This window comes from Streptomyces sp. NPDC000594 (assembly GCF_040299965.1).
In the GTDB taxonomy this organism is placed as follows: Bacteria; Actinomycetota; Actinomycetes; order Streptomycetales; family Streptomycetaceae; genus Streptomyces.
In genome coordinates, this window is record NZ_JBEPCY010000001.1 from 539881 (window position 1) to 565621 (window position 25741).

General features: G+C 75.6%; 17 protein-coding genes. 14 read left to right on the forward strand and 3 right to left on the reverse strand.

The window, feature by feature from the left end; genetic code table 11:
* Positions 1-47 precede the first annotated feature (47 nt).
* The 9 genes from ABT354_RS01920 (at position 48) to ABT354_RS01960 (ending at position 9561) form a co-directional block, all read left to right on the forward strand.
* The gene (locus ABT354_RS01920; protein WP_351487610.1) at positions 48-1307 is read left to right on the forward strand and encodes an SLC13 family permease; all 1260 of its coding nucleotides are present in this window, start codon (positions 48-50) and stop codon (positions 1305-1307) included.
* Position 1308: 1 nt separating this feature from the next.
* Positions 1309-1794, forward strand: coding sequence for a universal stress protein (locus tag ABT354_RS01925; RefSeq protein WP_351487612.1), 486 nt, complete (start codon positions 1309-1311; stop codon positions 1792-1794).
* Positions 1795-1885: 91 nt separating this feature from the next.
* On the forward strand, positions 1886-2374 hold the full coding sequence (locus tag ABT354_RS01930) for a hypothetical protein (protein WP_351487615.1): 489 nt from the start codon (positions 1886-1888) through the stop codon (positions 2372-2374).
* A gap of 76 nt (positions 2375-2450) precedes the next feature.
* Positions 2451-3137 carry a Crp/Fnr family transcriptional regulator gene (locus ABT354_RS01935; protein ID WP_351487618.1) on the forward strand — a complete coding sequence of 229 codons (687 nt, stop codon included), beginning with the start codon at positions 2451-2453 and terminating at the stop codon, positions 3135-3137.
* Between the two features lie 174 nt (positions 3138-3311).
* Positions 3312-4307, forward strand: a complete 996-nt coding sequence (locus tag ABT354_RS01940) for a hypothetical protein (RefSeq protein WP_351487621.1) — start codon at positions 3312-3314, stop codon at positions 4305-4307.
* A complete protein-coding gene (locus ABT354_RS01945; protein WP_351487625.1) occupies positions 4304-6574 on the forward strand; it encodes an amino acid adenylation domain-containing protein in 2271 nt (756 codons plus the stop codon). Before ABT354_RS01940 ends, ABT354_RS01945 begins: the two co-directional genes overlap by 4 nt.
* The gene (locus ABT354_RS01950) at positions 6571-7530 is read left to right on the forward strand and encodes a hypothetical protein (protein ID WP_351487628.1); all 960 of its coding nucleotides are present in this window, start codon (positions 6571-6573) and stop codon (positions 7528-7530) included. Before ABT354_RS01945 ends, ABT354_RS01950 begins: the two co-directional genes overlap by 4 nt.
* Entirely contained in the window at positions 7527-8135 is a 609-nt protein-coding gene (locus tag ABT354_RS01955; RefSeq protein ID WP_351487631.1) for a Pycsar system effector family protein, read from the forward strand. The genes ABT354_RS01950 and ABT354_RS01955 overlap by 4 nt, the downstream gene beginning before the upstream one ends.
* A 97-nt stretch (positions 8136-8232) precedes the next feature.
* On the forward strand, positions 8233-9561 hold the full coding sequence (locus ABT354_RS01960) for a diacylglycerol/lipid kinase family protein (protein ID WP_351487634.1): 1329 nt from the start codon (positions 8233-8235) through the stop codon (positions 9559-9561).
* 23 nt (positions 9562-9584) lie between these two features.
* On the opposite strand, the gene ABT354_RS01965 is transcribed toward ABT354_RS01960, so the two are convergent.
* The 3 genes from ABT354_RS01965 to ABT354_RS01975 form a co-directional block, all read right to left on the reverse strand.
* On the reverse strand, positions 9585-13154 hold the full coding sequence (locus ABT354_RS01965) for a non-ribosomal peptide synthetase (RefSeq protein WP_351487637.1): 3570 nt from the start codon (positions 13152-13154) through the stop codon (positions 9585-9587).
* Positions 13151-19522 carry a type I polyketide synthase gene (locus tag ABT354_RS01970; protein WP_351487640.1) on the reverse strand — a complete coding sequence of 2124 codons (6372 nt, stop codon included), beginning with the start codon at positions 19520-19522 and terminating at the stop codon, positions 13151-13153. Before ABT354_RS01970 ends, ABT354_RS01965 begins: the two co-directional genes overlap by 4 nt.
* 431 nt (positions 19523-19953) lie before the next feature.
* Positions 19954-21174, reverse strand: a complete 1221-nt coding sequence (locus ABT354_RS01975; protein ID WP_351487641.1) for a glycosyltransferase family 4 protein — start codon at positions 21172-21174, stop codon at positions 19954-19956.
* 256 nt (positions 21175-21430) lie between these two features.
* On the opposite strand from ABT354_RS01975, the gene ABT354_RS01980 reads away from it, so the two are divergent.
* The 5 genes from ABT354_RS01980 (at position 21431) to ABT354_RS02000 (ending at position 25733) form a co-directional block, all read left to right on the forward strand.
* A complete protein-coding gene (locus ABT354_RS01980; protein ID WP_351487643.1) occupies positions 21431-22699 on the forward strand; it encodes a sensor histidine kinase in 1269 nt (422 codons plus the stop codon).
* A gap of 104 nt (positions 22700-22803) precedes the next feature.
* Positions 22804-23472 (forward strand): response regulator, encoded by a 669-nt coding sequence (locus ABT354_RS01985; protein WP_351488041.1) that lies wholly within the window; start codon positions 22804-22806, stop codon positions 23470-23472.
* Between the two features lie 340 nt (positions 23473-23812).
* Positions 23813-24346 (forward strand): hypothetical protein, encoded by a 534-nt coding sequence (locus tag ABT354_RS01990; RefSeq protein WP_351487646.1) that lies wholly within the window; start codon positions 23813-23815, stop codon positions 24344-24346.
* Positions 24347-24500: 154 nt separating this feature from the next.
* Entirely contained in the window at positions 24501-25337 is an 837-nt protein-coding gene (locus ABT354_RS01995; RefSeq protein ID WP_351487649.1) for a DUF4097 family beta strand repeat-containing protein, read from the forward strand.
* A 189-nt stretch (positions 25338-25526) separates the two neighbouring features.
* Positions 25527-25733, forward strand: a complete 207-nt coding sequence (locus ABT354_RS02000; RefSeq protein WP_351487652.1) for a hypothetical protein — start codon at positions 25527-25529, stop codon at positions 25731-25733.
* Positions 25734-25741 lie beyond the last annotated feature (8 nt).

A 25741-nucleotide genomic window follows, 5' to 3' on the forward strand; every position in this document is an offset into this window, starting at 1 on the left:
CGCGTGGGCAATGGGTTTCGGCCAACTCCGAGAAGAGTGAGGGGTAGATGAACGGCTGGGCCCAAGAAGCGGTGGCCGGTGTCCTGCTGGTGGCGGTGCTGCTCTGTGCGGTGGTACGTCCCTGGGGCTGGCCGGAGGCGGTGGTCGCGGTCCCGGCGGCGGTGGTCGTCATCGCCGCCGGGGCGATCTCCCTGGACGACGCGCTGGCCGAGGCGGCCCATCTGGCGCCGGTCGTCGGCTTCCTCGCCGCGATCCTGGTGCTGGCGCACCTCTGCGACAAGGAGGGGCTCTTCCGGGCCTGCGGCGCCTGGATGGCCCGCGGCGCCGGCCGGCCAGGACCCCTGCTGACCCGGGTCTTCGCCGTGGCGTCCGTCGTCACGGCGGCGCTCAGCCTGGACGCCACCGTGGTCCTGCTCACCCCGGTGGTCTTCGCGACCGCCCTGCGCCTCGGCGTCCGGGCGAAACCCCATGTGTACGCGTGCACCCACCTCGCCAACACGGCCTCCCTGCTGCTGCCCGTCTCCAATCTCACCAACCTGCTCGCGTTCGACGCCGCCGGGCTCTCCTTCACCCGCTTCACCGCCCTGATGGCCCTGCCCTGGCTGGTCGCCATCGGCGTCGAGTACCTGCTGTTCCGCCGGTTCTTCGCGACCGATCTGCACGCCGGGCCGGCGGACGGCGCCGACCCGGACACCGAACCGGTGGAGGTACCGCGCTTCGCCCTGGTGACCGTGGTCTGCACCCTCGCCGCGTTCGTCGTCACCTCGGCGGCGGGGGCCGAACCCGTCTGGGCGGCCGTCGCCGGGGCCACCGTGCTCGCCGTCCGCGCGCTGCGCCGCCGGAGCACCACCCCGCGCGCCCTGCTGGGCGCCGCCGCCGTCCCCTTCCTCGCCTTTGTGCTCGCACTCGGCATCGTGGTGCGCGCGGTCGTCGACGGCGGTCTCGGCGAGGCGCTCGGCCGGCTCGTCCCCGACGGCACGGGGCTGGCGGCGCTGCTGGGTCTCGCGGTCCTCGCCGCCGTCCTGGCGAACCTTGTCAACAACCTGCCCGCCACCCTGGTCCTGCTGCCCTTGGTGGCCCCCTCCGGCGCCGGCGCGGTCCTCGCCGTCCTGATCGGGGTGAACATCGGCCCCAACCTCACCTACGCCGGATCGCTCGCCACCCTGCTGTGGCGGCGGATCCTCCATGCCCATGACACCGATGTGGGCCTCGGGGAATTCACCCGCCTGGGGCTCCTCACGGTGCCCGCCACCCTCGTACTGTCGACGGTGGCACTGTGGGGATCGCTGGCCGTCATCGGAGGCTGACATGGCCGTCGTCGTCTGGATCGTGGAAGGCACCTGGACCGCGTGTGTGGACGCGGCCCGCGACCGTCCACCCGGCGACGGGCGGACCGTCCTGGTGCACATCACCTCGCCGGACACCGCCGCGGCGGCCCGCGGCGCCTATGCCTCCCTCCTCGGCCGCGCCCGCCCCGGCCATGACCCCGCCGACCGGCTGGAGCGGCTGGCGGCGGTCTCCGCCGACGACCTCCTCGACCGGGCCGCCCGGCGGCTCGCCCGCCCCTGCGACCGGGTCGAGCGCACCGGCCGGGCCGAACGCGAGGTGGTGGCCGAGGCCGAGGGGGCCGAGCTGCTCGTCTGCGCCCGCGACGGCGACCGCTCCCGCCTCGGCCCCCGCAGCCTGGGCCCGGCCACCCGCTTCGTGGTGGACCACGCGCCCTGCCCCGTCCTCCTGGTCTGGCCCGGTTCCCCGCCCTCCCCGGCCGACCTCCCCCCACCGCCCCCGCACTGAGACCGCCGCTGTACGGGGATCGCCGCCGGAAAGCGGTCGCCTGCGGAAAAGCGGTCGTCGCGGGGCCGGGCGGCGCCGTACCGTCCGGATCATGACCTACGAGATCACCCTCGTCCGGGTGGGGACGGACTCGGCCACCGTCGCGGAGGCCCTGGACCTACTGAACGCCGGCTTCGACCCCGACGCCGACCCCGACCCGCTCCGGCTCACCGACGGCGAACGGGCCGGGTGGGACCGCCTCCTGGACCGGGTGACCCGGGAGATCGGACCGGTCGAGCCGCAGGAGTACCCGTACAGCCTGTCCTTCTGGTCCGATGGTCCGCACGGTTCGGTGCTGTTCCAGTACTACGGGAACACGGCCGCCATCGAGATCCCGTACCGCTGGAGCGGCCCGGCGGCGCTCCCCGTCATGGAGCTGGCCTACCGCATCGCCCGCCTCGCCGAGGACGAATGCGGTCTGACCGGCCATGACTTCGAGGTGGACCAGCCCACCCGCACCGGCGACCCGGTCCGGGCCGCGACCCTGTTCGGCGGGGTGACCGACTGGGCCCACCGGCACATCGCCGGGCGCCCGGCATAACGGCCCGCCCCCGCCCCTCCCCTCCTCCGACTGGAACCCGCCGCCGTTGTCAGTGCCCCGCCCTACAGTCGGTCGTATGAGGGAACACGCGGCGGGGACCCCGGTCCCCGAAGGGCGGACACTGCGTCACTTCGTCGGCGACGCCGTCTGGTCGGCACTGATCTCCCAGGCGTACGAGCGCTCCCACCCGGCGGGCACCGTCCTGCTCCGCCAGGGCGAGCCCGGCACCCATGTCCTCGCCGTGCTCGGCGGCGTGGTCAAGGTGGTCAGAGAGGAGCACGGAGCCGCCACCCTGCTGGCCTTCCGGGGCCCCGGGGAACTGCTCGGCGAGGTCGCCGTCCTGGACGACCAGCTGCGATCGGCGACCGTCCAGGCGATATCGCGCTGTGCGGTGGGCGTGGTCACCAAGGACCGGTTCCTGGACTTCGCCGCGGAGCGCAATCTCTTCCCCGTCCTGGTGCGCTACGCCCTGACCAGACTGCGCGAGTCCGACCAGGCGCGCGGCGCGGGCGATGTGGTGGCCCGGCTCGCCACCACCCTGGTCGCCCTGGCCGATATGGCCGGCCCCGGTACGGGGACCCCGGCCGGCCCCCTGGAGCTGGCCCTCACCCGCCAGGAGCTGGGCCGCCATCTGGGGCTCTCCCGCAATACGGTCACCGCCGCACTCGCCACCCTCGAACCCCTGGGAGTCCATCCCGCGCGCGGCCGAATCCTGGTCACGGACCTGGCAGCGCTGCGCCGTACCGCGGGATCCGGAGGCTGACCGACCCCGGTGGGCCCGCCCTGTGACGGGGCTCACCGTGATACCGCACTCGACGGGCACACCGGAGGACCGCCGCCCGCGAGGCTTTGATGTGCCCGGAGGCCGCCCACCGGCCCCGGCACGGCCCGTACCTCACCCGAGACACCGCCCCCGGGCGGCCCGAGGAGAGTTCCGATGACGAAGTCGCCCCTGCCCGGCCTCCCGCTGCCCGAGGAGACCGCCCACCCCTACACCCGCAGCCGTCCGCTGCCCCCGTACCGGGCCGTCCTCGCGGTCGACGCCAAGGACTTCACCGGCCGTCCGTCCGTCGAGCACGCCCCCATCAGCCGGGCCGTCGTCCAGCTCGTCGAGACCTCGCTGCGCCGGGCCGGCCTCGACGAGGTCTGGGAGAAGCGCCGATTCCCGGCCTCCACCGGGGACGGCTATGTCTTCGGCTTCGACCCTGCCCTGCTGCCCTTTGTGGTCCACCCCTGGCTGCACACCCTCCAGGAGCTGCTCGCGGAGTTCCGGGTGAACTCGCTGGGCGCGGCCCCGATCCGGCTCCGGGTCAGCCTCCATGTGGGCCCGCTCCCCGACACCGGGGACGCCTTCGACGGCAATGGCACCCCGCGCAACGACACCCACCGGCTGCTGGACTCCCGCCCGGTCAGGGCGGTGCTGGCCGCCTCCGGGGAGCATGTCACGCATGTCGCCGCGATCCTCTCCGACCGCTGCTTCCAGGACGTGGTGGAGGGCGGCTGGAGCGGCCGCCACCCCGACCACTTCATCGAGGTCCCCGCCACCGTCGAGGGCAAGACCTTCGACCAGCGGGCCTGGCTGTACATCCCCGCGCCGTCGGGACGGCTGTACGACCGGAGCATCCTCGGCGACCGGGTCATCGACGACCATGAGAAGGCGGCCGCGGAACGGGACGACACGGAGGCGGCGAGCGGAGCCGGGCCCGCCCCCACCCGGTCGACGGTGATCAACCGCGCGGACGGTGGAGCGGTCAACAGCGGCACGGTCCACGGCGGCCAGAACATCACCAACACCACCTCCACCACCGAGATCGGGGGCGACTCGATCGGCTCCATCGGCGGGGACTGGGTCGGCGGCAACAAGGCGGGCACCGTCCACGGCGATCAGGGCGACACCGTCGCGGGCGACAAGCGTGAGGGGCGCCGCCGGTGAACACCGCACCCGAACCTCCCGGACCCGGTGAGGAGGAGCGGTCCGCGCCGCCTACGGGCACCCCGCCGGAGGGCGCCGGAGACGCACCGGAGGGCACCCGGCGGCCCGACACCGGCGAGGAGGACATGGAGAGGCTCTTCGCCGAACTCCTGGAAACCTCCGCACGGGAGAACCAGGGCGCGCGCCCCTACATCAACTACACCTACGCGCCGAACGGGACCGTCAACTCCGGTGCGGTCCACGGCGACCAGCGGGTGGAGAACCAGCACGGCCCCACCGGCGGCGGCGCCCGGCGGATCAGGGCCCGCGAAGGGCCCATCCCGGCCGCCGAGATCCTCGACGCGGGCTTCGGCTTCGCCGAACCCGACTGGTTCCCCCGCGCACTGGAACAGCTCGACACCCGCATCCTCTTCCTCACCGGCGAACGCGGCACCGGCCGCCGCACCGCCGCGATCAATCTGCTGAGCCGCCACAGCGGGGGCGGCCTCAGCCTCCGCGCCGTGGACGACACCGAGAATCTCGCCGACTGGCGCCCCACCGGCACCGGCGTGGACGGCTATCTCCTGGACGGGCTGCTCCCCGCCTATCTGGGCCCCGGCATGATCGGCAACCTCCGCAGACTGCTCGCCGAGGCGGGCGCCCGGATGGTCGTCGTCCTCGCCGACGAGCCCGGCCAGACCCTCACCCTCGAACGCGACCTCCATCTCACCCCGGTCCACTGCGCACCCCCGCCACCCCGCGCGGTGTTCGACACCCGCCTCGCCGCCGAGGTACCGGACCCGGCGGAGCGGGCCCGGGTACTGGCCCGGTTCGCCCCCGGGCTGCTCGACGCGCTGCTCACCGCCGAACTGGTCCCCGCGCAGGTCGTGGAGGTGGTCTCGGCGGTGGTGGCGGCCACCGACGCGGCGGACGCCGCCGGGCTGCGGGACCGTCTGAGCTTCCTGGCCGAGCGGGAGGCCCCCGAGTTGCTGGGAAAGCTCGCGGACGACCCCGAGGCACTGGCCTTCGCCCTGGCGACCTGTGTCTTCGAGGGCCATGACCACCGGATCGTCCGGGAGCAGGCCGACCGGCTGCTCACCCTCGCCGACGGCCGGCTGCACAGCCTTCTGCCCGCCGGCCCCGACCGCGCCATGGGTGTCGACCGCACCCATGGCCCGGGTGAACCCCCGCACACCAACCCCGACTTCGCCCTCCACCGCTCCCTGGACGAACTGCTCAGGCTCGTGGGCGCCCGTATCGCGCCCAAGGAGGTCCGCACCGGCCTCCGCTACACCTACACCGTCGAACCGGTGCACTTCACCCGCCACGGCCGGGGGACCGCCGTGCTCCGCTACGCCTGGCGGCAGTACGGCCGGATCTCCGCCCTGCTCACCGACTGGCTCGGCGGAGTCGCCGCCCGGGACGAGAACGAACTCATGGTCCCAGCGGGCCGGGTCATCGGGCTGGCGGCGAGCTGGGGCGGCGGCCGCCGCGCGCTCCAGCACATCCATGAACTCGCCCGCTCCGATGCCGCCCGCTGCCGCTTCATCGCCGCCTACGCCCTCGGTATGGCCGCCGAGGACCCGGTGCTGGTCACCGAGATCAAGTACCGGCTGCGGGAGTGGAGCCGCCAGCGTGGCTGGCAGGTCCGGACCACCGTGGCGTACGCCTGCGCCACCGACTTCGGCGCCGCCCGGCCCGATCTGGCCCTGCGTCTGCTGCGGAGGATGCTCCGCACCCTGGACGACGAACACGAGCGCACCGTCGGCCGGGCCATCCGGGAGGCCCTGCTCGCCCTCTTCACCTCCGGCAGCCAGTCCTTGGTCTTCGAGGAGCTGGCGGGCTGGACCGAGGGCGGCGGCCCCGACGCGGAGCTGGCCCTGGGGCTCCTCCCCGAGCTGCTCCTCCGGGACCCGCTCTGGTTCCAGGAACGGCTGCGGGACGGGGACGCGTACGCCGCCACGACCGTCGCCCTGATCCGCCGCGCCCTCGCCGACGAGCGGCTCTACCCCTCCGTCGGCAGAGCCCTGCTGTCGTGGTGCCGGGCGGCGCGGTGGGAACCGGCCGAGCGCGCCGCCCTCGACATCCTGCTCACCACGCTCGCCCAGGGCATGGGCGTCGGCGAACTGCGGCTCTTCGTCGACATCGACCGGCACGGCGATCCGGAGCTGCCGGGCCGCGAGGCCGCGCACACCGCACTGGCCCGCTGGCGGAGCGGACCGCCCCGGGCGGCCGGCACGGGCGCCGCACCGGCCGGCGCCGACACTCACCCCCATGGGAGGACATGATGATCCGCACCGACGGGGCCCCGGCCCCCCTCTACACCCGGGCACCCCGTTCCCCCTGGTGGGAGATCATCCGCCGGCGCTGGTCCGCCCGGCAGGACCGGGCCCTGGTCCTCCGGGGCCGGGACGGCCTCCTCCATCTCCACGGTGCCCGCGAACCCCGCCCACCCGGTGCACCCGGCCCGGTGGACCCCGCCACGGCGGTCCACCGCTCGGCCCCCGTACCGGCGGCCCTGGGCGGCTACGACAGCGCCTACCACGTACGCCTGGACGAGCACCCGGCCACCCGTGTGGTCGCCCTGCCCACCGTCTACGGCACCGAACCCGTGGACCTCCAGGTCATGTGGTGGGCCCATGACCCCGTCCAGGTGGTCCGGAACGCGACCATCGACGGCTGGCCCGAGGTCCGCAAGGACCTCGACCAGCGGATCCGGGCACTGGAGAGCCACCGCGCCGCCCAGTCGGCCGAACTCTGCGCCGACGACCTCGCCGCGGAGCTGGCCGTCCCCTGGCCCCTCCACGAGGCCGGAATCACCTACCGCGTCACCGGAGCGCACGACCGGGAGATGGACGGTGAGCTGAGGCTCGGCCGCTCCGGCGGCGGAACCCCCAACTCCTGGACCCCGCACCACCGCGAGGAGTACGCCTTCTGCCTCGAAGCGGTGACCGGCGGCCCCGCCGCCCTGGCCGCGCTCTGGCTGCTGCGCCACCCGGACCAGGTCAGCCAGGTGCTCGACTGGTCCGTGGGCCACCAGAACCTCCTCCGCGCCCCGGCCGGCTGGCAGGACGAGATGGCCGGACTGCTGGGCCACCTCACCGAGCAGGAGCGGGCGGAACTCTCCCATCTGGTACGGGACAGGCTGCTGGCCCTGGGACGGCGGGTACCACCGGCCCGGACCGCCCCGCCGTCCGCCGGGACCCCGGGCGGCGCCCACCCCACCCCCGGGCGCCCGGGATGACCGCCACCGCCCCGGCCCCGCCCGCCATGGCCGGCCCCGGGCCCGCCGCCGCACGGCCCGCCCGCCCCCGGCACCGGCGGCGGACCGCCACCCGGGGATGGGGCGGCGGCCCCCGTACCACCCCCGTGGCCGCCATGGAACGGTTACTGGCCGCCAACAGCGCCGAGATCACCCGCGCCGACACCAAGGCCGCTGTCCTCCTCGGCTTCCTCGGCGCGGTCCTCGGCGCCTTTGTCGCGGCCACCCGGGCGGGCTCCGGGGACAGCGCCCCGGCCACCGACCCCTGGGACCCGCTCTGGTGGAGCGCCGTCACCCTCACCCTGCTGGCCATCGGCTGCTGTGTCGGCGCCATCGCGCCCCGCCACCGCGCCGGCCGCCGTAACGCCGCGACAGGACCCGGCTACTTCGAACATCTGACGGAGGGTGACGACACCGCCCTCCGCCACGCCTTCGACCGGGCAGCGCACGACCCCGCCGCCCCGCTGCTCGCCTCCCTGCGGAACACCAGTGCCATCATCCGCGCCAAGTACCGCTGGATAGAACGGGGCACGGCACTGCTGCTGCTCTCCCTGCCGCTGCTCATCACCGGAGTGCGCCCCATGTGAACCCCGCCGGGCGCGCCCTGCCGGGCGGTGAGCCCTCCGTCGGCCAGGATGCATCAGGACACAGACGGCCGGACCGGAGTGGAACGGGAGGCACGGGGTGACGGCGGAGACCGGCGGCGGACGGGTGCCGGGGGCGGCCCGGTGGTGGGCCCGGCTGGCGCTGCTCTGCGCCGCGGCCTCGGTGGCCGCGCTCGTCGGGGTGGTCGGCGGCGGCGGTCTCCTCGTGGTGGCGGGCGGGCTGGCGGGCCTCGTCGCCGCCGCCGTCGGCGGCTGGTGGGTCCTCGCCCACCGGGGCCCGCTGCGGGCCCTCGGCGTCCTGCTGCTCCTCGCCGCCCCGGTGACGGTCGTCGTCCTCTACACCGGCCATGGGCTCTGGGGCCCGGCCGTGCTCGCCATCGCGCTCTGGGCCGCCGCGATCGGCTCCGCCCGGTCCGCGCTGCGGCGCGCCCGCAGGCCGTCCCGGCGGACATCCGCCGTCCCCGCCCAGCGGCCGCGCCGGCCCGTGCTGCTGATGAACCCGGCCTCCGGCGGCGGCAAGGTCGCCCGCTTCCACCTGGCCGAACGGGCCGAGAGCCTCGGCGCCCGGGTGGTCCTGCTGCCCACCGACGGCCGGGCGGACATCACCGCACTCGCCCACCGGGCGGTCGCCGACGGCGCGGACCTCCTCGGGGTCGCGGGCGGCGACGGCACCCAGGCCCTGGTCGCCGCCGTCGCCGCCGACGAGGACCTGCCCTTCCTGGTGATCACCGCCGGGACCCGCAACCACTTCGCCATGGACCTCGGCCTGGACCGCCAGGACCCCGCCCGCTGCCTCGACGCCCTCACCGACGGCGAGGAGATCCGGGTGGACCTCGGCACGGTCGCCGGCCGGCCCTTCGTCAACACCGTCTCCTTCGGGGTGTACGCGGAGGTCGTCCGGGACCCCCGCTACCGGGGCGCCCAGGCGGGCACCATCCTCGACGCCCTCCCCGATCTGCTGCTCCAGGAGCCGGGGAAGCGGCTCGACGCGTACGCCGGCCAGGTCCCGCTCCCCGGCCTCCAGGCCCTGCTCGTCAGCAACAACCCCTACACCACCGGGGATCTGCTGGGCGCGGGCCGCCGGGCCCGGCTCGACGGGGGTGTGCTCGGGGCTGTCGGCATCCGGGTGGACGGCGCCGCGCAGGCCGCCGAGGTGGCGCTGCGCGGCACCCAGGCCACCGGGCTGACCGTGCTCACCGCGGACCGGGTCCGGGTCACCTCCACCGCCCCCGAACTGCCGGTCGCGGTCGACGGCGAGGCCCTGACCCTGCCCACCCCGGTGATCTGCGCACTCCGCCCCCGTGCCCTGCGGGTCCTGGTCCCCCGGAACCGCCCCGGGGTGCCGCCCGTGCGCCCGCGCCCCCGGTGGCGGCAGATCGTCCGGCTGGCGTCCGGCGGCCCGGCCTGAGCCGCGGGGAGGACCCCGCACGGTCACTCCCGGGGCGGGCCCGGGGGCCGGGCGGCGCGGGCCGCGCGGGACCGGGCCAGCGCCGCCTTCGCCGTCGCCGTACGCAACGCCGCCACCCGGCGGCGCACCTGGTCGTCCCCCGGGTCCGGGGCCCCGCACTCCACGGGCGCCAGCAGCGCCGCGAGCGCGCCGACGGCCGTCGACTCATGGACCAGATGGGCCGGCACCGCCCTGTCCAGCCGCCGCGCCAGCTCCCCGGCGACCGCGACCACCGCCACCGAATCGGCGCCCAGCGCGAACGGTTCGTCGTCGAGACCGACCCGCTCCACTCCGAGCACGGCCGCCCACACCTCGGCCACCAGCCGCTCCACCGGTGAGCGGGGCGCCCGCCCGGCCTCCTGCGGGACGGCACGCGCCAGCGACCGCAGCGCCGCCGTGTCCGCCTTCCCGTTGGAGGTGAGCGGCAGCGCCGCCGGGACCAGCAGCCGCCCCGGTACCTGGTACGGGGCCAGCCGGCCCAGCGCCCAGCGCCGCAGCTCCGGCACCCCGGGCGGTGCGCCGGGTCCACCGCACTCGACCGCGGCGCAGAGCCGGAGCCCGGTGGGGGAGTCCAGGGTGAAGGCCACCGCCCGGCGCACCCGGGGGTGTTCCTCCAGCGCGGACTCCACCGCACCCAGCTCCACCCGGAAGCCCCGGATCTTCACCTGCCGGTCCCCACGCCCGAGGAACTCCACCGTCCCGTCGGGGAGCAGCCGTCCCCGGTCCCCGGTGCGGTAGATCCGCTCACCGGGCGCCCAGGGATGGGCGGTGAAGCGTTCGGCGGTCAGCGCCGGGTCGTTGAGATAGCCGAGGGCGAGCCCCGCGCCCGCGACGACGATCTCACCGACCGCCCCCACGGGCGCCGGGCGCAGCCGTGCGTCGAGCACCTGCACCCGGGAGCCGTGCAGCGCCGCGCCGATCGGCACCGACCGCAGCGCGGCCGGGTCCCGGTCCAGCCGGTGGCAGGTGGAGAAGGTGGTGTTCTCGGTGGGTCCGTACCCGTTCACCAGGATCTCCCGGGGGACATGACGGGCCGCCTCCGCCAGCAGCCCGGGTGGCACCGCCTCCCCGCCGACCAGCAGATGACGCATCCCGGCGAGCCGCCCCGGGGCCGCCTCCACCATCCGGGCGAAGAGGGAGACGGTGAAGAACCCCGCCGTGACCCCCTGACGCTGGATCAGCGCGCAGAGCAGCGCCGGGTCCGCCGCCTCCGCCGGGTCGGGTACGACGATCGCGCCGCCGTTCACCAGCGCGCCCCACACCTCGAACGTGGCCGCGTCGAACGACGAGTTCGCGACCAGCGCGGTGCGGTCGGCCGGGCCCAGCGGCAGCGTCGCGTTCCCCCGTACCAGCCGGACCACGGCCCGGTGCGGTACGCCGACCAGCTTGGGCGTCCCCGTGGTGCCGGAGGTCGGCATCACATAGGCGAGCGAGTCCGGAAGGACCCGGACGGGGTCCTCCCGAGGCGGCGGGCCGGTGCCGGTATCCGCGTCCCCGGGGTCCAGGGCCACGGTCCGTACACCGGCGGGCAGATCCGCCCCGGCGGGCCCGTCGAGCAGGGACGCCCGGCCGATGACCACGGCGGCCCCGGAACGGCGCACCAGCTCGGTCAGACGGGTGGGCGCGTGTTCGGGGGCGAGCGGCACATAGCAGGAACCGAGCCGCACCACCGCGAGGAGCGCCGCCACCAGGTCCGGTGACTTCTCCAGGACGACCAGCGCCGGCCGCCCCGGCCCGGCCCCGGCGGCACGGGCGGCCCCCGCGATCCGGTCGGCCCGGCGGGCCAGCTCCCGATAGCTCAGCCGCCGCCCCTCCGCGATCACCGCGGGTGCGTCGGGCGCGGCGGCGACCTGACGCGCGAACAGCTCCGTGAGGGTGGTGCGCGGCGGCGGGTCGGGCAGCCGCCCCCCGAGGACGGTGTCCTCCTCCGCCGGGCCCATCGACGGCAGCAGGCCGACGGGGACATCCGGGTCCGCCACGACGGCGGCCAGCACCGCGTCGAGCGCCGCCGCCAGCCGGGCGACGGTCCCCTCCAGCAGTGGCCGGGGCCCGGCGGTCCAGCGGAGCAGCGGCCCCTCCCCGGGGGACCGGCCGAGCCGCACGGTCAGGTCGAACACCCCGGGCCCGGACGGCGGCGGCTGCCGACGCCGGACGACCGGATACGCCACCGGGGTCCGGCCGCCCTCCTCCACCAGGACGATCCGGGGCGGTACGGGCTCCTCGGCACCCGCCGGGGCCACCGGCTCGGCGGGCGCGCGCAGATGGGCGGAGAACGGCAGGGCGTCGTCGGCCTTCGCCCGTACCAGGACGGGTACGGGCCCGGGACCGATCGCCCACGGTCCCTCGCCGGGGGCATCGACCCCGACGACGGGATCGGCCCCGCGCCGGTGGAACAGCGCGGTGAGCGCCGCGACCACCACCGTCCGCAGGGTGACCCCCTCCCGGCGCGCCAACTCCTCCAGCCCCCGCCGGACATGGTCCCCTCCGGCCGACCGGACCTCCTCCTCCACCGCGCCCCCGGCCACCTCCATCGGCTCCGCCAGCACCCCTTCGGAGCCACCCACCGGCGCCTCCGCGACGACGCCGACGACGGACCCGCCGACTCCGGGGGCCGCGATGTGCGCGTGGTGCGCCGTACGCCCTGAGGACCCTGCCGTGTCGAGGGGGCGGGGGAGTCCGACCGCGCCCCCGGAAGCGGGTCCGGTGTTCGGCGCGGATCCTCCGCCGACCACCGGGACGGCGGTAGGCAGCGACCCCCTGACTTCAGGTGAGGCCTGGGCGTCGGGGGCCGCGATGTGCGCGTGGTGCGCCGTACGCCCGAAGGGCTGTGGCGTACGGGTGGGGGAGTCGGCTCCGATCGCGTCCCCGGCTGCCGGGCCCGCGACGGTGGGCGCGGTGTCGGTGACGGATCCCGGGGCTCCGGGTGGGGCGTGGGTGCCGGGGGACGGTGTCGTCCGTCCGGCGGGAGCCGGAGCCAGGGGCCCCGGCAGGCCGGTGGCTCGCCCGTGCGGTACGCCCCCGGGAGCCGGAGCCGGAGCCGGAGCCGGAGCCGGAGCCAGGGGCCTGGGGGGTACGCCGGCGGGTGCCGGGGCCGGGCGGGGGCCCGAGGTGTAGGCGTCGCAGAGGGACGCCTCGTACACCTCGGGCGAACGGCCGCCGAAGACCAGCGCGTCCGCCGCCAGCAGCAGCGCCGTCGTGCCCGGCGCGACCACCAGCTCGGCCCGCCAGCAGCCGGAGCGGACATCCGGGCGCCAGCGGCCGAGGGCGGCGGCCCGTTCGTCGATCCCTCTCGGGTCGGGCACCTCCCGTACCGGCAGATCGACCGTGTCCACCGGGCCGCCGACCACTCGGGACGGCTCAGCGCCGTCCCGGAAGACCGTCCGGAGCGCGTCCTGCGCGTTCACCACCTGGGTGAGGGCCGCCCGCAGCCGTACGGGGTCGATGTCCCCGGCCAGCTCCAGCACCTGGACACAGGTGGCCCCCGCATGCTCCGGGTGGGCCTCGCGCCGGGCCCACAGCGCCCGTTCGGCGGAGTCCCGCGCGGACGCGGTCATCGGGGACCCTCCGCGAGCAGCCCGGACAGATGCCGGGCGAGGGCGGTGGGGTCCGGGTGGTCGAAGACCACGGCGGGCGGCAGCCGCAGCCCGGTCGCCCGGTGGAGATGGTTGCGCAGCTCCACCGCGTTGAGCGAGTCGAGCCCCAGCTCCTCGAAGGCCCGGCCCGGCTCCACCGGCCGACCCAGCACCAGCGCCAGCTGGGCGTGGATCAGCTCCTCCAGCCCGTCCGGCGACGGCGGGGCCGCCGCCCGCCGGGCCGGCACCGGCTCGACCAGCCCCCGCCAGACCGCCGGGACCTCCGGCTGCCGGGCCAGCGCCCGCAGATCCATCGCCGAGGCCACCAGCGCCTCCGCGCCCAGCGCGTACGAGCGGTCCAGCAGGGCGAGCCCGTCCTCCGCCGAGAGCGGCAGCACCCCCGCCCGGCGGATCCGCTCCTGGTCGGTGGCGGTGAGACGCGCGGTCATCCCGCCCGGCGGCCCCCACCACCCCCAGGCCAGGGACTGCGCCGCAAGGCCGCGTTCCCGCCGGTGGCGGGCGAGCGCGTCGAGGAAGGAGTTGGCCGCCGCGTAACTGCCCTGCCCGGCCGCGCCCATCGTGCCCGCGATCGAGGAGAACAGCACAAAGAGCGGCAGCCCGCGGTCGGCGGTCAGCTCATGGAGATACCAGGCGCCGTCGGCCTTCGGCCGCAGCACGGTGTCCAGCCGTTCGGGGGTCAGCGCCGCGACCACCCCGTCGTCCAGGACGCCCGCCGCGTGCACCACACCGGTCAGCGGATGCCGCTCCGGGATGCCCGCGAGCAGCCGCCGCACCGCCTCCCGGTCCCCGGTGTCGCAGGAGGCGACCGTCACCCGGGCGCCCAGGGCCGTGAGCTCGCGGGCCAGCCCGTCGGCGCCATCGGCCCGGTCGCCCCGGCGGGAGACCAGCAGCAGGCCGCGTACCCCATGACGGGTCACCAGATGACGGGCGACCAGGGACCCCAGCATCCCGGTGGCACCGGTGATCAGCACCGTGCCGTTCGGGTCCGGTCCGGGCGGGAAGGTCACCACCAGCTTGCCGACATGGCCCGCGCCCGCCATCAGCCGGAAGGCGTCCCCGGCCCGGTCCGCCTCCCAGGAGCGGACCGGCAGCGGGGTGAGCACCCCCCGTGCGAAGAGCGCCATCACCTCGGCGAGCATGGCCCCCACCGTGTCGGGACCGGCCGTCATCAGGTCGTACGCCAGATACTCCGGCCCCCGCTCCGTGCGGAGGTCCGCCTTCCCCAGCTCCAGGAAGCGCCCGCCGGGCGCGAGCAGCCGCAGCGAGGCATCGGTGAGTTCGCCCTTGAGGCAGTTGAGGACGACATCCATGCGGGGGAAGCGCCGGGCGAAGTCGGTGCTGCGGGAGGAGGCCAGCCGCTCCTCGGGCACCCCCCGTTCGCGCAGGGTGTCCCATTTGGCGGGGGACGCCGTGCCGTAGACCTCCGCCCCCAGATACTGGGCGAGCTGGACGGCGGCGAGTCCGACCCCGCCCGCCGCCGCGTGGATCAGCACCTTCTCGCCGGGGCGCAGCCGCCCCAGCGACGCCAGTCCGTAGTACGCGGTGAGGAACGCCACCGGGACGGAGGCGGCCCGCTCGTCCGGCCAGTCGGACGGTACCGGCGCGATCAGCCGGTGGTCGGTGACGGCGACCGGCCCGAAGCCGCCGGGGAAGAGGCCGAGGACCCGGTCGCCCGGGGCCGTTCCCCGTACCCCGGAGCCCACCTCCAGGACCACTCCGGCGCCCTCGCTGCCCAGCTCGGCGACCGCGTCCGGATACATGCCGAGGGTGATGAGGACATCGCGGAAGTTCAGCCCGACGGCGCGCAGCGCCACCCGCACCTCCTGGGCGGCGAGCGGGGCCATGGCCTCGGGTGCGGGGATACGGCGCAGCCCGTCCACGGTGCCGTCGGGGCCCGGCGCCAGCCGCCAGGGCCAGGCGGGCGGCGCGTCCGCGCGGGCGAGCCGGGGTACCAGGACGGTCCCCGCGCGCAGCGCCGCCTGGGGTTCCCCGCCGTCCGCGACCGGGGCGAGCAGGAGTGCGGAGGCCGGGTCGTCGTCGGTGTCCACCAGGGCGATACGGCCCGGGTGTTCGGTCTGCGCCGAGCGGACGAGCCCCCAGACGGCGGCCCCGGCCGGGTCGCGCAGGGTGTCGTCCGGGAGCGGGGTCACCGCGCCCCGGGTGACGACGGCCAGCCGGGAGCCCGACCACCGCTCGTCCGTCAGCCAGGCGTGCAGGACGGCCAGGACCCGGCCGGTGGCCTCGCGGGTCCCGGCCACGGGGTCGGCGGTGGCGGGCGGGCACTCCAGGACCACCAGCGGGGGAGCGCCGGTCAGGGCGGCGAGCGCGGCGGCCGACCGCACCCGTGCCACCGGCGGGGCCATGGGCCGTGACTGCTCCGGGCCCGTGCCGGAGCCGGTGCCTGTGGTGCCCATGCCCATGCCGGTGCCGTGGCCGGTCTCGGTTTCGGTGCCGGTGTTCGTGTCCGGTGGCGGTACGGGCAGCCACTCCATCCGGAAGAGCGCGTCCTGACCGCTCTCCGGCGGCGTGTCGGCGGAGACGGCCGTGAACCGCCCGCCGGGCAGCGGCCGCAGGGTCAGCGAGCCGATCGCGAGCACCGGCCGTCCGGCGGGATCCGTCGCGGTCAGCCGTACGGTACGGGGGCCGGTCGCGGTGATCCGGACCCGCAGGGCAGCCGCCCCCGGGGTGTGCAGATCGACCCCGCCGAAGGCGAAGGGCGCCACGCCCGCGCGGATGTCCTCCGGCGGGACCAGCCCGCCCGCGACCACCGCGTGCAACGCGGCGTCCAGCAGGGCCGGATGGAGCCCGAACGCTCCGGCGCCGCCCGGCGCGCCGCCGGACGGGGGCAGGGACACCTCGGCGAGGACCTCGTCCCCGAGGCGCGCGACCGTCCGCAGCCCCTGGAACCCGGGACCGTAGACGAACGCGCCGTCCGGGCCCGGACCGTCGCCGGTGTAGAAGTCGGCGACCGGGACCGGAGTCGCTCCGACAGGCCACCCGGAGACCCCGTCGGGCCGCGTGGAGCCGTCGCCGGGCCACCCGAAGTCCCCGTCGGGCCAGGGGGGAACCCCGTCCGGGCCGGGGGAGGTTCCGCCGGTCAGCAGGCCCTCGGCATGGCGGGTCCAGGGGCTGTCGGACGGCTCCTCGGGACGGGAGTGCACGGTCACCGCGCAGCCGCCGCCCGCGTCGCCGCCGGGGCCGCCCGGGGCGGGGGCGACCATCACCCGCAGCGCCACCGCGCCCTCGGCGGGCAGGGCCAGCGGTACGTTCAGGCTCAGCTCGGTCACCCGTTCCCGGCCCACCGCCCGTCCGGCGCACAGGGCCAGTTCCAGCAGCCCGGTGCCGGGCAGGACCGCCGTCCCCGCGACGGCGTGGTCGGCCAGCCAGGGATGGGTCCGCAGTGACAGCCGGCCGCTCAGCACGGCACCGCCGTCGGGCAGTTCGACCACGGCGTCCAGCAGCGGATGCGGCGCCCGTGCGGCCACCGATGGTGCCGGGGTGGCCGGGGGCTCGTGCCGCCAGTGGCGTTCGTCGGCGAAGGGGTGGCCCGGCAGCTCCGCGTACGGATACGGCCCGGTGTCGTTCAGGGCGTCCCAGTCGACCGTGCCGCCGTCCTGCCAGACCCGGCCGAGCGCGGTGAGGAACGCCGTCGTCCCGTCGCTCCCGCCGTTCCGCCCGCTCAGGGGGACGGCGCTCACCCGGCGGTCACCGGCGATGCGCGGCAGCAGCCCGCTCAGCGCGGCGCCGGGCCCGGTCTCCAGATAGCGGTGGTGACCGTCGTCGAGCAGCCGTCCGACGGCGTCGGCGAGGCGTATGGGCTCGCGGCACTGGCGTACCCAGTACAGGGGGTCCGCCCAGTCGTCCGGGTCGATCCGGTCGCCGGTCAGGGTGGAGACGGCGGGGATCCCGGCCGGCCGGGGCGCGGCCTCCCGCACGGCCCGCTCGTACCGGCCGAGGACCGGGTCGAGGAGGGGCGAGTGGAAGGCGAGCGCGCCGGGGAGCCGGCGGCAGCGGACGGCGCGCCCGGCCAGCAGGCGTTCGGCGCGTCCGGCGGCGCCGGGGGTCCCGGAGAGGACCACGCGGTCGGGGGCGTTCACGGCGGCGAGGGCGAGTTCCGGGCCGAGGAGATCGGCTACCTCCTCGGGGCCCGCCGCCACCGAGAGCATCACCCCGGGTGCGGTGGCGCGCATCAGCTCGTCCCGTACCCGGGCCAGCCGCATCAGCGCGGAACGCTCGAAGACGCCCGCGAGATGGGCGGCGGCCAGTTCGCCGAGGCTGCTGCCGAGGAGGGCGTCGGGGTGGACCCCGGCGTGCGCGGCCAGCCGGGCACAGGCGATCCCGACGGCCAGCAGCGCGGGCTGGTACGGGTTGCCGCCCGGGTCGGCGGCGGCCGTCAGCAGGGCGGCGGGGTCATGGCCGAGGGCGCTGGCACAGGCGTCGATCTCCGCCCGGAAGACGGGGTGGTCGCGGTGGAGCGCGGCGAATCCCGCCGCCCCGGCGCCCGCCTGCCCGGGAAAGGCGAACACCAGGGGGCCGCCGACCGGTCCCCCGGGGGCGGGTCCGGTGAGGGTGCGCAGGGCCCGGGCCGCGTCCCCTGCCGCCCGGGTCACGACCACGGCGCGGGCGCCCCGGTGGGCCGCGCGCCCGGTGGCCAGGGTGCGGGCGATCGACGGCAGCGACGGGGCCGTGGCCTCCGGGCCGTCCACGCCCGGGAGACGAGCAGGTCTTCGCTGGACGGGGTGCGTGGTGTGCGTGGTGTGTGCAGGGTGCGCGGGTGGCCCGGCCGGTTCTGTCGTTACGGGGGAGTGCGCCGCCGCGATCGTGCCGCCGCAGCCCTCCGGGGCCATGGGCCGGTCCGGCGGTGTGCCGCTGTCCTCGGGAGCCGTACGGTCCTGCGGTGTGCCGGTGCCCTCGGGAGTCATGCGGTCCTGCGGCGCGATGGCGTCCGCCAATAACCGGCCGAGCCGCAGCAGCCCGTCCCGGTCGGGGGCCGAGACCGGCAGGGCCAGCGGCCGGGGTGTCCACGGCACCCGTCCGGCCGGCGCGGGCACGTACCGCTCGATCACCGCGTGCGCGTTGGTGCCGCCGACCCCGAACGAGCTGACGGCCGCCCGCCGGTGGGGCTCGTCCCAGCGCTCCGCCCGGGTCGGCACCCGGAACGGGGTCCGCTCCAGGGCGAGATCGGGGTGGGGGTCGACGCAGCCGAGGAGCGGGGGCCGGATACCGTCCCGTACCGCGCACACCGCCTTGATCAGACCCGCGACGCCCGCCGCCCGGCCCAGATGGCCGAAATTGGCCTTGAGGGACCCGAGGGCGCAGTAGCCGGCCCGGTCGGTGAAGAGCCGGTGGGCGCGGGTGGCGGCCTCGATCTCGATCGGGTCGCCGATCCGGGTACCGGTGCCATGGGCCTCGAAGTAGCCGATCGACTCGGCGGGCACCTCGGCCAGGGCCAGCGCCGAGGCGATCACCTCGGACTGTCCGCGTGCGGTGGGGGCCATGAAGCTGCTCTTGGCCCGGCCGTCGTTGTTGGTCGCGGTCGCCCGCAGCACGGCGTGCACGGTACGGCCCTGCTCCAGGGCGTCGCCGAGGCGCTGGAGGACCACCACCGCGCCGCCGTTGCCGTTGACCGTGCCGTTGGCGCGGGCGTCGAAGGGGCGGCACCGGCCGTCGGGGGAGTAGATCATGCCTTCCTGGTAGACATGGCCGAGCGCCTGGTCGGGGTCGACGGAGACACCGCCCGCGAGGGCGACGTCGCACTGTCCCGTGCGCAGGCTCTGGGCCGCCAGATGCACCGCGACCAGCGAGGAGGAGCAGGCGGTCTGGACGGTCAGCGCCTCGCCCCGCAGATCGAGCAGATGGGAGACGCGGGTGGCGAGGAAGTCGGGGGTGTTGGCGAGCATCCGCCGGTACTCCTCGAAGGCGTCCGCCGGGGCGCCGCCGACCCGGTAGCCGCTGGGGGCGGCGGAGGCGTAGAGGGCGACGCTCAGCCGGTCGTCGCCCGGTACCACCCGCGCCGACTCCAGGGCGTGCCAGGTGATCTCCAGGAAGATCCGGTGCTGGGGGTCGAGGGTCTCCGCCTCGGCGGGGCTCAGACCGAAGAAGGCGGCATCGAAGCGGTCCGGGTCGTCCAGCAGACCGGCCGCCGGGACCCGGCCGGGGTCGGTGGGGTCGGTGGGGTCGGGCTTCCCTACGGTCACACAGTCGTCTCCGGCCACACAGTGCCGCCAGAACTCGGCCACATCGGCCGAGCCGGGGAACCGGCCCGCCATGCCGACCACGGCGATATGGAGGTCCGGATCGAGGAATGGGGGGAGGGGGACTTCGGTCATGGTGCACTCCTGTCGGGGGGAACAGGGCGGACGACCCGGCCTCCGGTGCGGGAGCCGGGCCGTGTACAGGTGCTGCGTACCCGTACCCGTACCCGTACCGCGTGGTGCGTGGGTCTCGTGGTGCTCCGGTACGGACGCGCCCCGGTGCGGGCGCGGCACGGCGGTGCCTTGGGCATATGCGGTACGGGAGTTGCGCGTGCGAGAGAACCGTGCGGATGGTGTGGGAGCCGTGCGGGCAGAGAGTATGTTCCCTACACGGAGTGCGCAACAGTGCTCTCACCGTGACCCCAGTGCCGCTCTCACCACGCACAATGTGTCCCGGCCGCCCGGGATACGGCGGGCCGGGTGCCCCCGCTCGTGCGCCGACCCGGCCGTACACCGACCGCCCCGTAAACCGACCGGCCGTGCGCGGGAGCCGGGGTGAGGATCCGTCACCCCGGCCGGTCCGCCGGCGTGATCTCCAGCAACCCGGCGAGCGTCTCGTACGAACGGTCCCAGTCCCACGCGGAGGCCACCCAGCGCCGCCCCCGTTCCCCCATGTCCCGTGCCAGGTCCCCGTCCTGGATCAGCCGCACCAGGCGGTCGCCCACCGCCGCGACGGAACGCCCGTCGACCACATAGCCGCTCTCGCCGTCGAGCACCGCGTCCGGCGCGCCGCCCGAGTCCCCCGCCACCACCGGCAGCCCGGCCGCCGCCGCCTCCAGGAAGACGATGCCGAGCCCCTCCACCTCCAGCCCCCGGCGCCGGGAGCGGCAGGGCATGGCGAAGACATCGGCCGCCGCGCAGAAGTCCGGCATGGCGGTGTGCGGATGCCCGCCCGCGAAGACGACGGCGTCCGTCACCCCCTCGCTGTCGGCCAGCCGGCGCAGCTCCCGCTCGTACGGGCCGTCCCCCACCAGCAGCAGCAAGGCGTCGGGCACCACCCGGCGCACCCAGGGAAGCGCCCTGATCAGGGTGTCCTGCCCCTTGCGCGGGACGAGCCGGGCCGTGCACAGGACGACCGGGCGGCGGCCCAGACCGTACCGCTCCCGGATCCTCTCCCCGCCCGCGATCCGTCCCGTGGTCCGTACCGCGATCCGTTCCGTGCCGGAGGTTCCCGGGTGAGGGGCCCGTCCCGGGTCCGGGCGGAAGGCGTCGGTGTCGACCCCCGGCACCAGCCGTGCCACCCGTGTCCCCGGGGCGAGCGCCGCCGCGATCGGGGCCCGGGTGCGCGGCCCCAGACAGGTGATCACATCGACCCCCGTCCCGATCCGCCGCAGCAGCGACCGGGTGCCCGGGGTCCTCGCCCACCACACCTCGTGGCCATGGGTCGTGGCGACCGCGCGCACCACCCCGGCCGAGCGTCGCAGCACCGGGGCGAGCAGCCCCAGCGGTGCCGCCGCGCCGAACCAGACCCGGTCGCAGCCATGGGCCAGGGCGGTCGCCACGGCCAGCGCGCCGACGGAGGGCACCGGGAGCAGGGTGTGCGCGGGATGGCGGACCACGGGATACGGCAGTGCGGCGTCGTGGTCGGCCGCACCGGGCTCGGACGAGGTGAGCACCACCACCCCGTCCGCCGGGAAGCGGTCGGTCAGTTGCCGGACGAAGGTCTCGATCCCGCCTCGCCGGGGCGGGAAGTCATTGGTGACCACCAGGGTGCGGGTACGGGTCATATGCGGATGCCCTCGTCTGCTCGGCCCCGGCCGGTGGCCCGGGGGTGGTCGGTGGCCCGGAGGTGGTCGGTCGCGCGGATCGTCGATCCCCGGCGTTCCCATCGATCGTTCATGGGAGTCGACGGTAGAAATCCGGCCAGGTGAAGGCGTCAGCCGGGAGATCCCACCCCGTGGTCACCCCGTGGTACGACACCGGCCCCCACCCTCCACCCGTGCGGCGACGCGGCCCCCGCCGGCCGGCCGGGAGAATGGGCGCATGAGCACGTCATGGAGGGAGGTCCGGTCCCGACCGCGCACCTGGACCCCGGCACCCGGCCGCCCCTGGACCAGCGGTCACCCCTGGATCAGCGGGGGCGCCCTGACCGTCTGCGCCCTCGGGGAACTGGTGCTCTACCCGGGATCGGTGACCGTCACCGTCGGAGTGCTGCTGTCGGCGGCGTCCCTGATGTGGCGGGTCCACTTCCCGCCCCTCGCGGTGCTCACGGTCGCGGCCGGTCTGGTGGCGTTCGCCGCCGGGGAGAACCTCTATGTGGTGACCATCGTCAGCGGTCTCAACGGCCTGTACACCCTGGGGCGTCACCGGGTCCAGCACCCCGTCGTGATCGTGGTCTGCGGTGCGCTGGGCGCCCTCGCGGTCAACCTCTGGCACATCGCCCGCTGGACCCGGCCCGACGGTCTGCCCCTGCCCGAGCTGGGCGAGCCCGGCTCCCTCGGGCTGTTCACCGAGGCGTTCGTGCTGACGGTGGTGGTCATCGGCGCGGTCTCCATGGGGGACGCGGTCCGGGCCCGCGCGGAGACCCGCAGGGAGCGCGCCCTCGCACAGGCCCGGCTGATCGCCATGGAGCGGCGGCAGGCCGCCGCGGCGGAGCGGACCGCCATCGCCCGTGAGCTGCACGACATCGTCGCGCACTCGGTCTCGATGATCGCGGTGCAGGCGGAGAGCCTGACGTACACCACACCGGAGCTGAGCCCGCGGGCCCGCGACGGCATCCAGCAGATAGCGGTCACCGCGCGGTCCTCGATGACCGAGCTGCGCCGGCTGCTCGGGGTGCTGCGGACCCCTGACGGGCCGTCCGGCGGGGCCGCGCCCACCGCCCCCCAGCCCGGTCTGGACCATCTGCCCGCCCTGCTCGACCAGCACCGCGCGGTCGGCGGCGACGCCGGTCTCACGGTTCTGGGGGACCGGCCCGATCTGCCCGCCGGCTGGGAGCTGTCGGCCTATCGGATCGTGCAGGAGGCGCTGACCAACACCCGTAAGCACGCCCCCGGGGCACGGGCGGAGGTGGAGATCGACTACGGTTCCGACGGGTCGGCCCGCACGCTGACCCTGTGTGTCCGCGACAACGGTCCCGGGCCGGTGGCGACGGCGACTGCGGTGCCCGGTGGCGGCCATGGCGGACAGGGAGGCCATGACGGACACGGTCTGACCGGGATGCGGGAGCGGGCCGCACTGGTCGGCGGCCGGCTGACGGCGGGCGCGGGCCCGGACGGCGGATTCGTGGTGAGGGCGGAACTCCCGTGGTGAACGAGGGCGGAACTTCCGTGGTGAACAGCGTGAGCGGGGTGAGCGGGGTGGACGACGGCCTCGGGGCCTTCTCCCCGCCCGCAGCGGGTGCGGCGGCGGGCCGGGTGATCCGTACCGTGGTCGCCGACGACCAGGCCGTGGTGCGCACCGGGTTCGTCGGACTGCTCGCCACCCAGCCGGACATCGAGGTCGTCGGGGAGGCCGCGGACGGCGCCGAGGCGGTCCGGGTGGCGGCGGCGACCCGGCCGGATCTCGTCCTTCTGGACATCCGGATGCCGCACATGAACGGTATCGAGGCCGCCCGGGAGATCGTGGCCGCGTCGGACGGGGCCACCCGGGCGCTGATGCTGACCACCTTCGATCTGGACGAGTATGTGTACGAGGCGCTGGCCGCCGGGGCCTCCGGCTTTCTGCTGAAGGACGCGACCTTCCCCGAACTGCTGCATGCGGTACGGGTGGTGGCCGCCGGGAACGCCCTGCTGTCGCCGGAGATCACCAAACGGCTGATCGGGGAGTTCGTCAACAGCCGTGCGATGTCCCGCCGACCGGTCGCCACGGTGGCGGATCTGACCGCCCGTGAGGCCGAGGTGCTCGTCCTGATCGCCCGGGGGCTCTCCAACGCCGAGATCTCGGAGCGGCTGGTGATCACGGATCACACCGTCAAGACCCATATCAACCGGCTCTTCGCCAAGCTCGCGCTGCGGGACCGCGCCCAGGCGGTGATCATGGCCTATGAGCTGGGTCTGGTACGGGCGGGGGAGGGCGGCGGCTGAGCCATCGCCGACCGCTCATCGGGTCCACCGGGGAAGACTCCCGAGGACCCCGGCCCCGGTCTCGGTCCCGGCGGCTCGGGCTCCGGGCCCGGGGCTCCCGGCCGGGTGACCCCGGCGGGCCGGGTGCCCCCCGGGCGCACGTGACCCCTGTGGTGCCAGAGGTGGCGCCCCGCAGTGGCAGAAGTGGCGCCGGGCCTTGGCGCCCGACCCGTAACACCAGCGGTGGCATCCCCGGATCAGATCCATCCTGACCTGCGGGAATGACCATCATGGTGCCAGTGGTGCCATGGTTGCGCCACTCCCCCTTGCGGTGGCGCCATCATGGTGCCATAGTGGCGTAATGGACCTCACTCCGTATGTCGATCATCTTCGGCACGAACTCGCCGTCGCCGCGGACGCCGGCGGTGACGAAGCACGTGCCCTGGCCCAGCGGCTCACCGCGCCCCTGGAGTCCGCCGCCCGGCTCACCCTGCTGAACGCGCTCTCGGCGGCCATGGACGAGGTCACCCGCGATCTCGCGCCGGGCTCGGTCGATGTACGACTGCGCGGTCTGGACCCGGAGTTCGTGGTGACCGCGCCTCCGGGCGGCGAGGATCATGACGACCCGGGGGCGCGCCGGAAAGCGCCCGCCCCGGCACCTCCGCAGCCCGCGTCCGCCGCCGAGGGCGACGAAGGCGGCACCGCCCGGATCAACTTCCGGCTCCCCGCCCACCTCAAGGCCCGGGTCGAGGACGCCGCGAGCCGCGAGGGCCTGTCGGTCAACGCCTGGCTGGTCCGCGCGGTCGCCATCGCGCTGGAGCCCGCCGGGCCGGGCGGTCCGACCGCACGCGGCGGCCAGCGCGGCGGCGCCAGCTACACCGGCTGGGTGCGCTGACGGGCCCGCGCGGCGCACCCCTCCCCGCTCGTCCTCCCTGCCCTTGCCCCTGCCCCGGCCCGCTGTCCGAGCCCTCCGTTCCCGCTCCGCCGGTGCCGGGGCGGCCCCTCATGCCCCCCGGAACGTTCCTCCAAGCCATCACGACGGGATAGCCATGCCTCAGTTCGATACGCCCGAGCCCATCTCCGTGACCCTGGACTTCGAGGTCGGTTCGGCGCGGATCGCCGCCACCGACCGCGCGGACACCGTGGTCGAGGTGCTGCCCGACGACGGCGCCGCCGACGCGGACGTACGGGCCGCACAGCAGACGCAGGTGTCGTACACACGGGGCCGTCTCCTGGTCAAGGGCCCGCGCAAGCGGTCGCTCTTCGGCAGGAGCGGATCGATCTCGGTGATCATCGAGGTGCCCGAGGGGTCCTCGGTCCACGCGAAGGGCGCCGTGGCCGATCTGACCGCCGAGGGCCGTCTGGGGGAGTGCCGCCTCCACACCTCCGTCGGGGACGTCCGGGTCACCGAGGCGGACGAGACGAACGTACGGACCGGACTCGGCGATGTCGCGGTGGACCGGGCGACCGGCGAGGTGGTCATCACCGGAGCGGGCCGTGTGGACACCGGAGAGCTGCGCGGCAATGCCACGATCAAGAACCTCAACGGGGAGACGGTGGTGGGGGAGGTGTGGGGCGACCTCAAGGTCAATTCCTCCAACGGCAGGATCACCGTCGGCGTCGCCCATGCCCGTGTCGACGCGCGCTCCGCACAGGGCAGGATCCGGATCGGCAGCGTCCGGGGCGGCCCGGTCGACCTCCAGACCTCGGCCGGGGATCTGGAGATCGGCATCCCCGAGCCCATCGCCGCCTGGCTCGATGTCAACTCGCGCTTCGGCAAGGTCCGTAACTCCCTGGGACCCGCCGAGGGGCCGTCGGGCTCGGACGGGACGGTGGAGGTACGGGCCCGGACGAGCCTGGGGGATGTGGTGATCCGCCGCTCCTGACCCGTACCCGGTGGCACCCCGCCCCGTACCGCACAGTCCCGGACCGCACAGCCCCGTACCGCACAGCCCGGTACCGCCCTTCTCCCCGCCGCCTTGCCCCCTGCCGGCCTTCCCCGTGACCTGCTCACTCCCGGCCCCCTTACCGTCATGACCTCGGCATCCCACATACCCAGAAGGGGCATTTCCGTGATGACGGATATCGGCACCTCATCCGCCGCCGCCACGCTCGCGGATACGGTCCGCGAATCCGACGGGGTGCCTGCCGCCGTCGGCGCCACCGGCCGGACCGCGGCCGTCGACACCCGTCCCGCCGCCGAGGAGGCGCCGACCCCCCTGGTGGACCTGCACACCCTCTGGGCCGTCGTCAGGGTCGGCGGCGCGCTGCGGAGCTGCTGAGCCGCTCC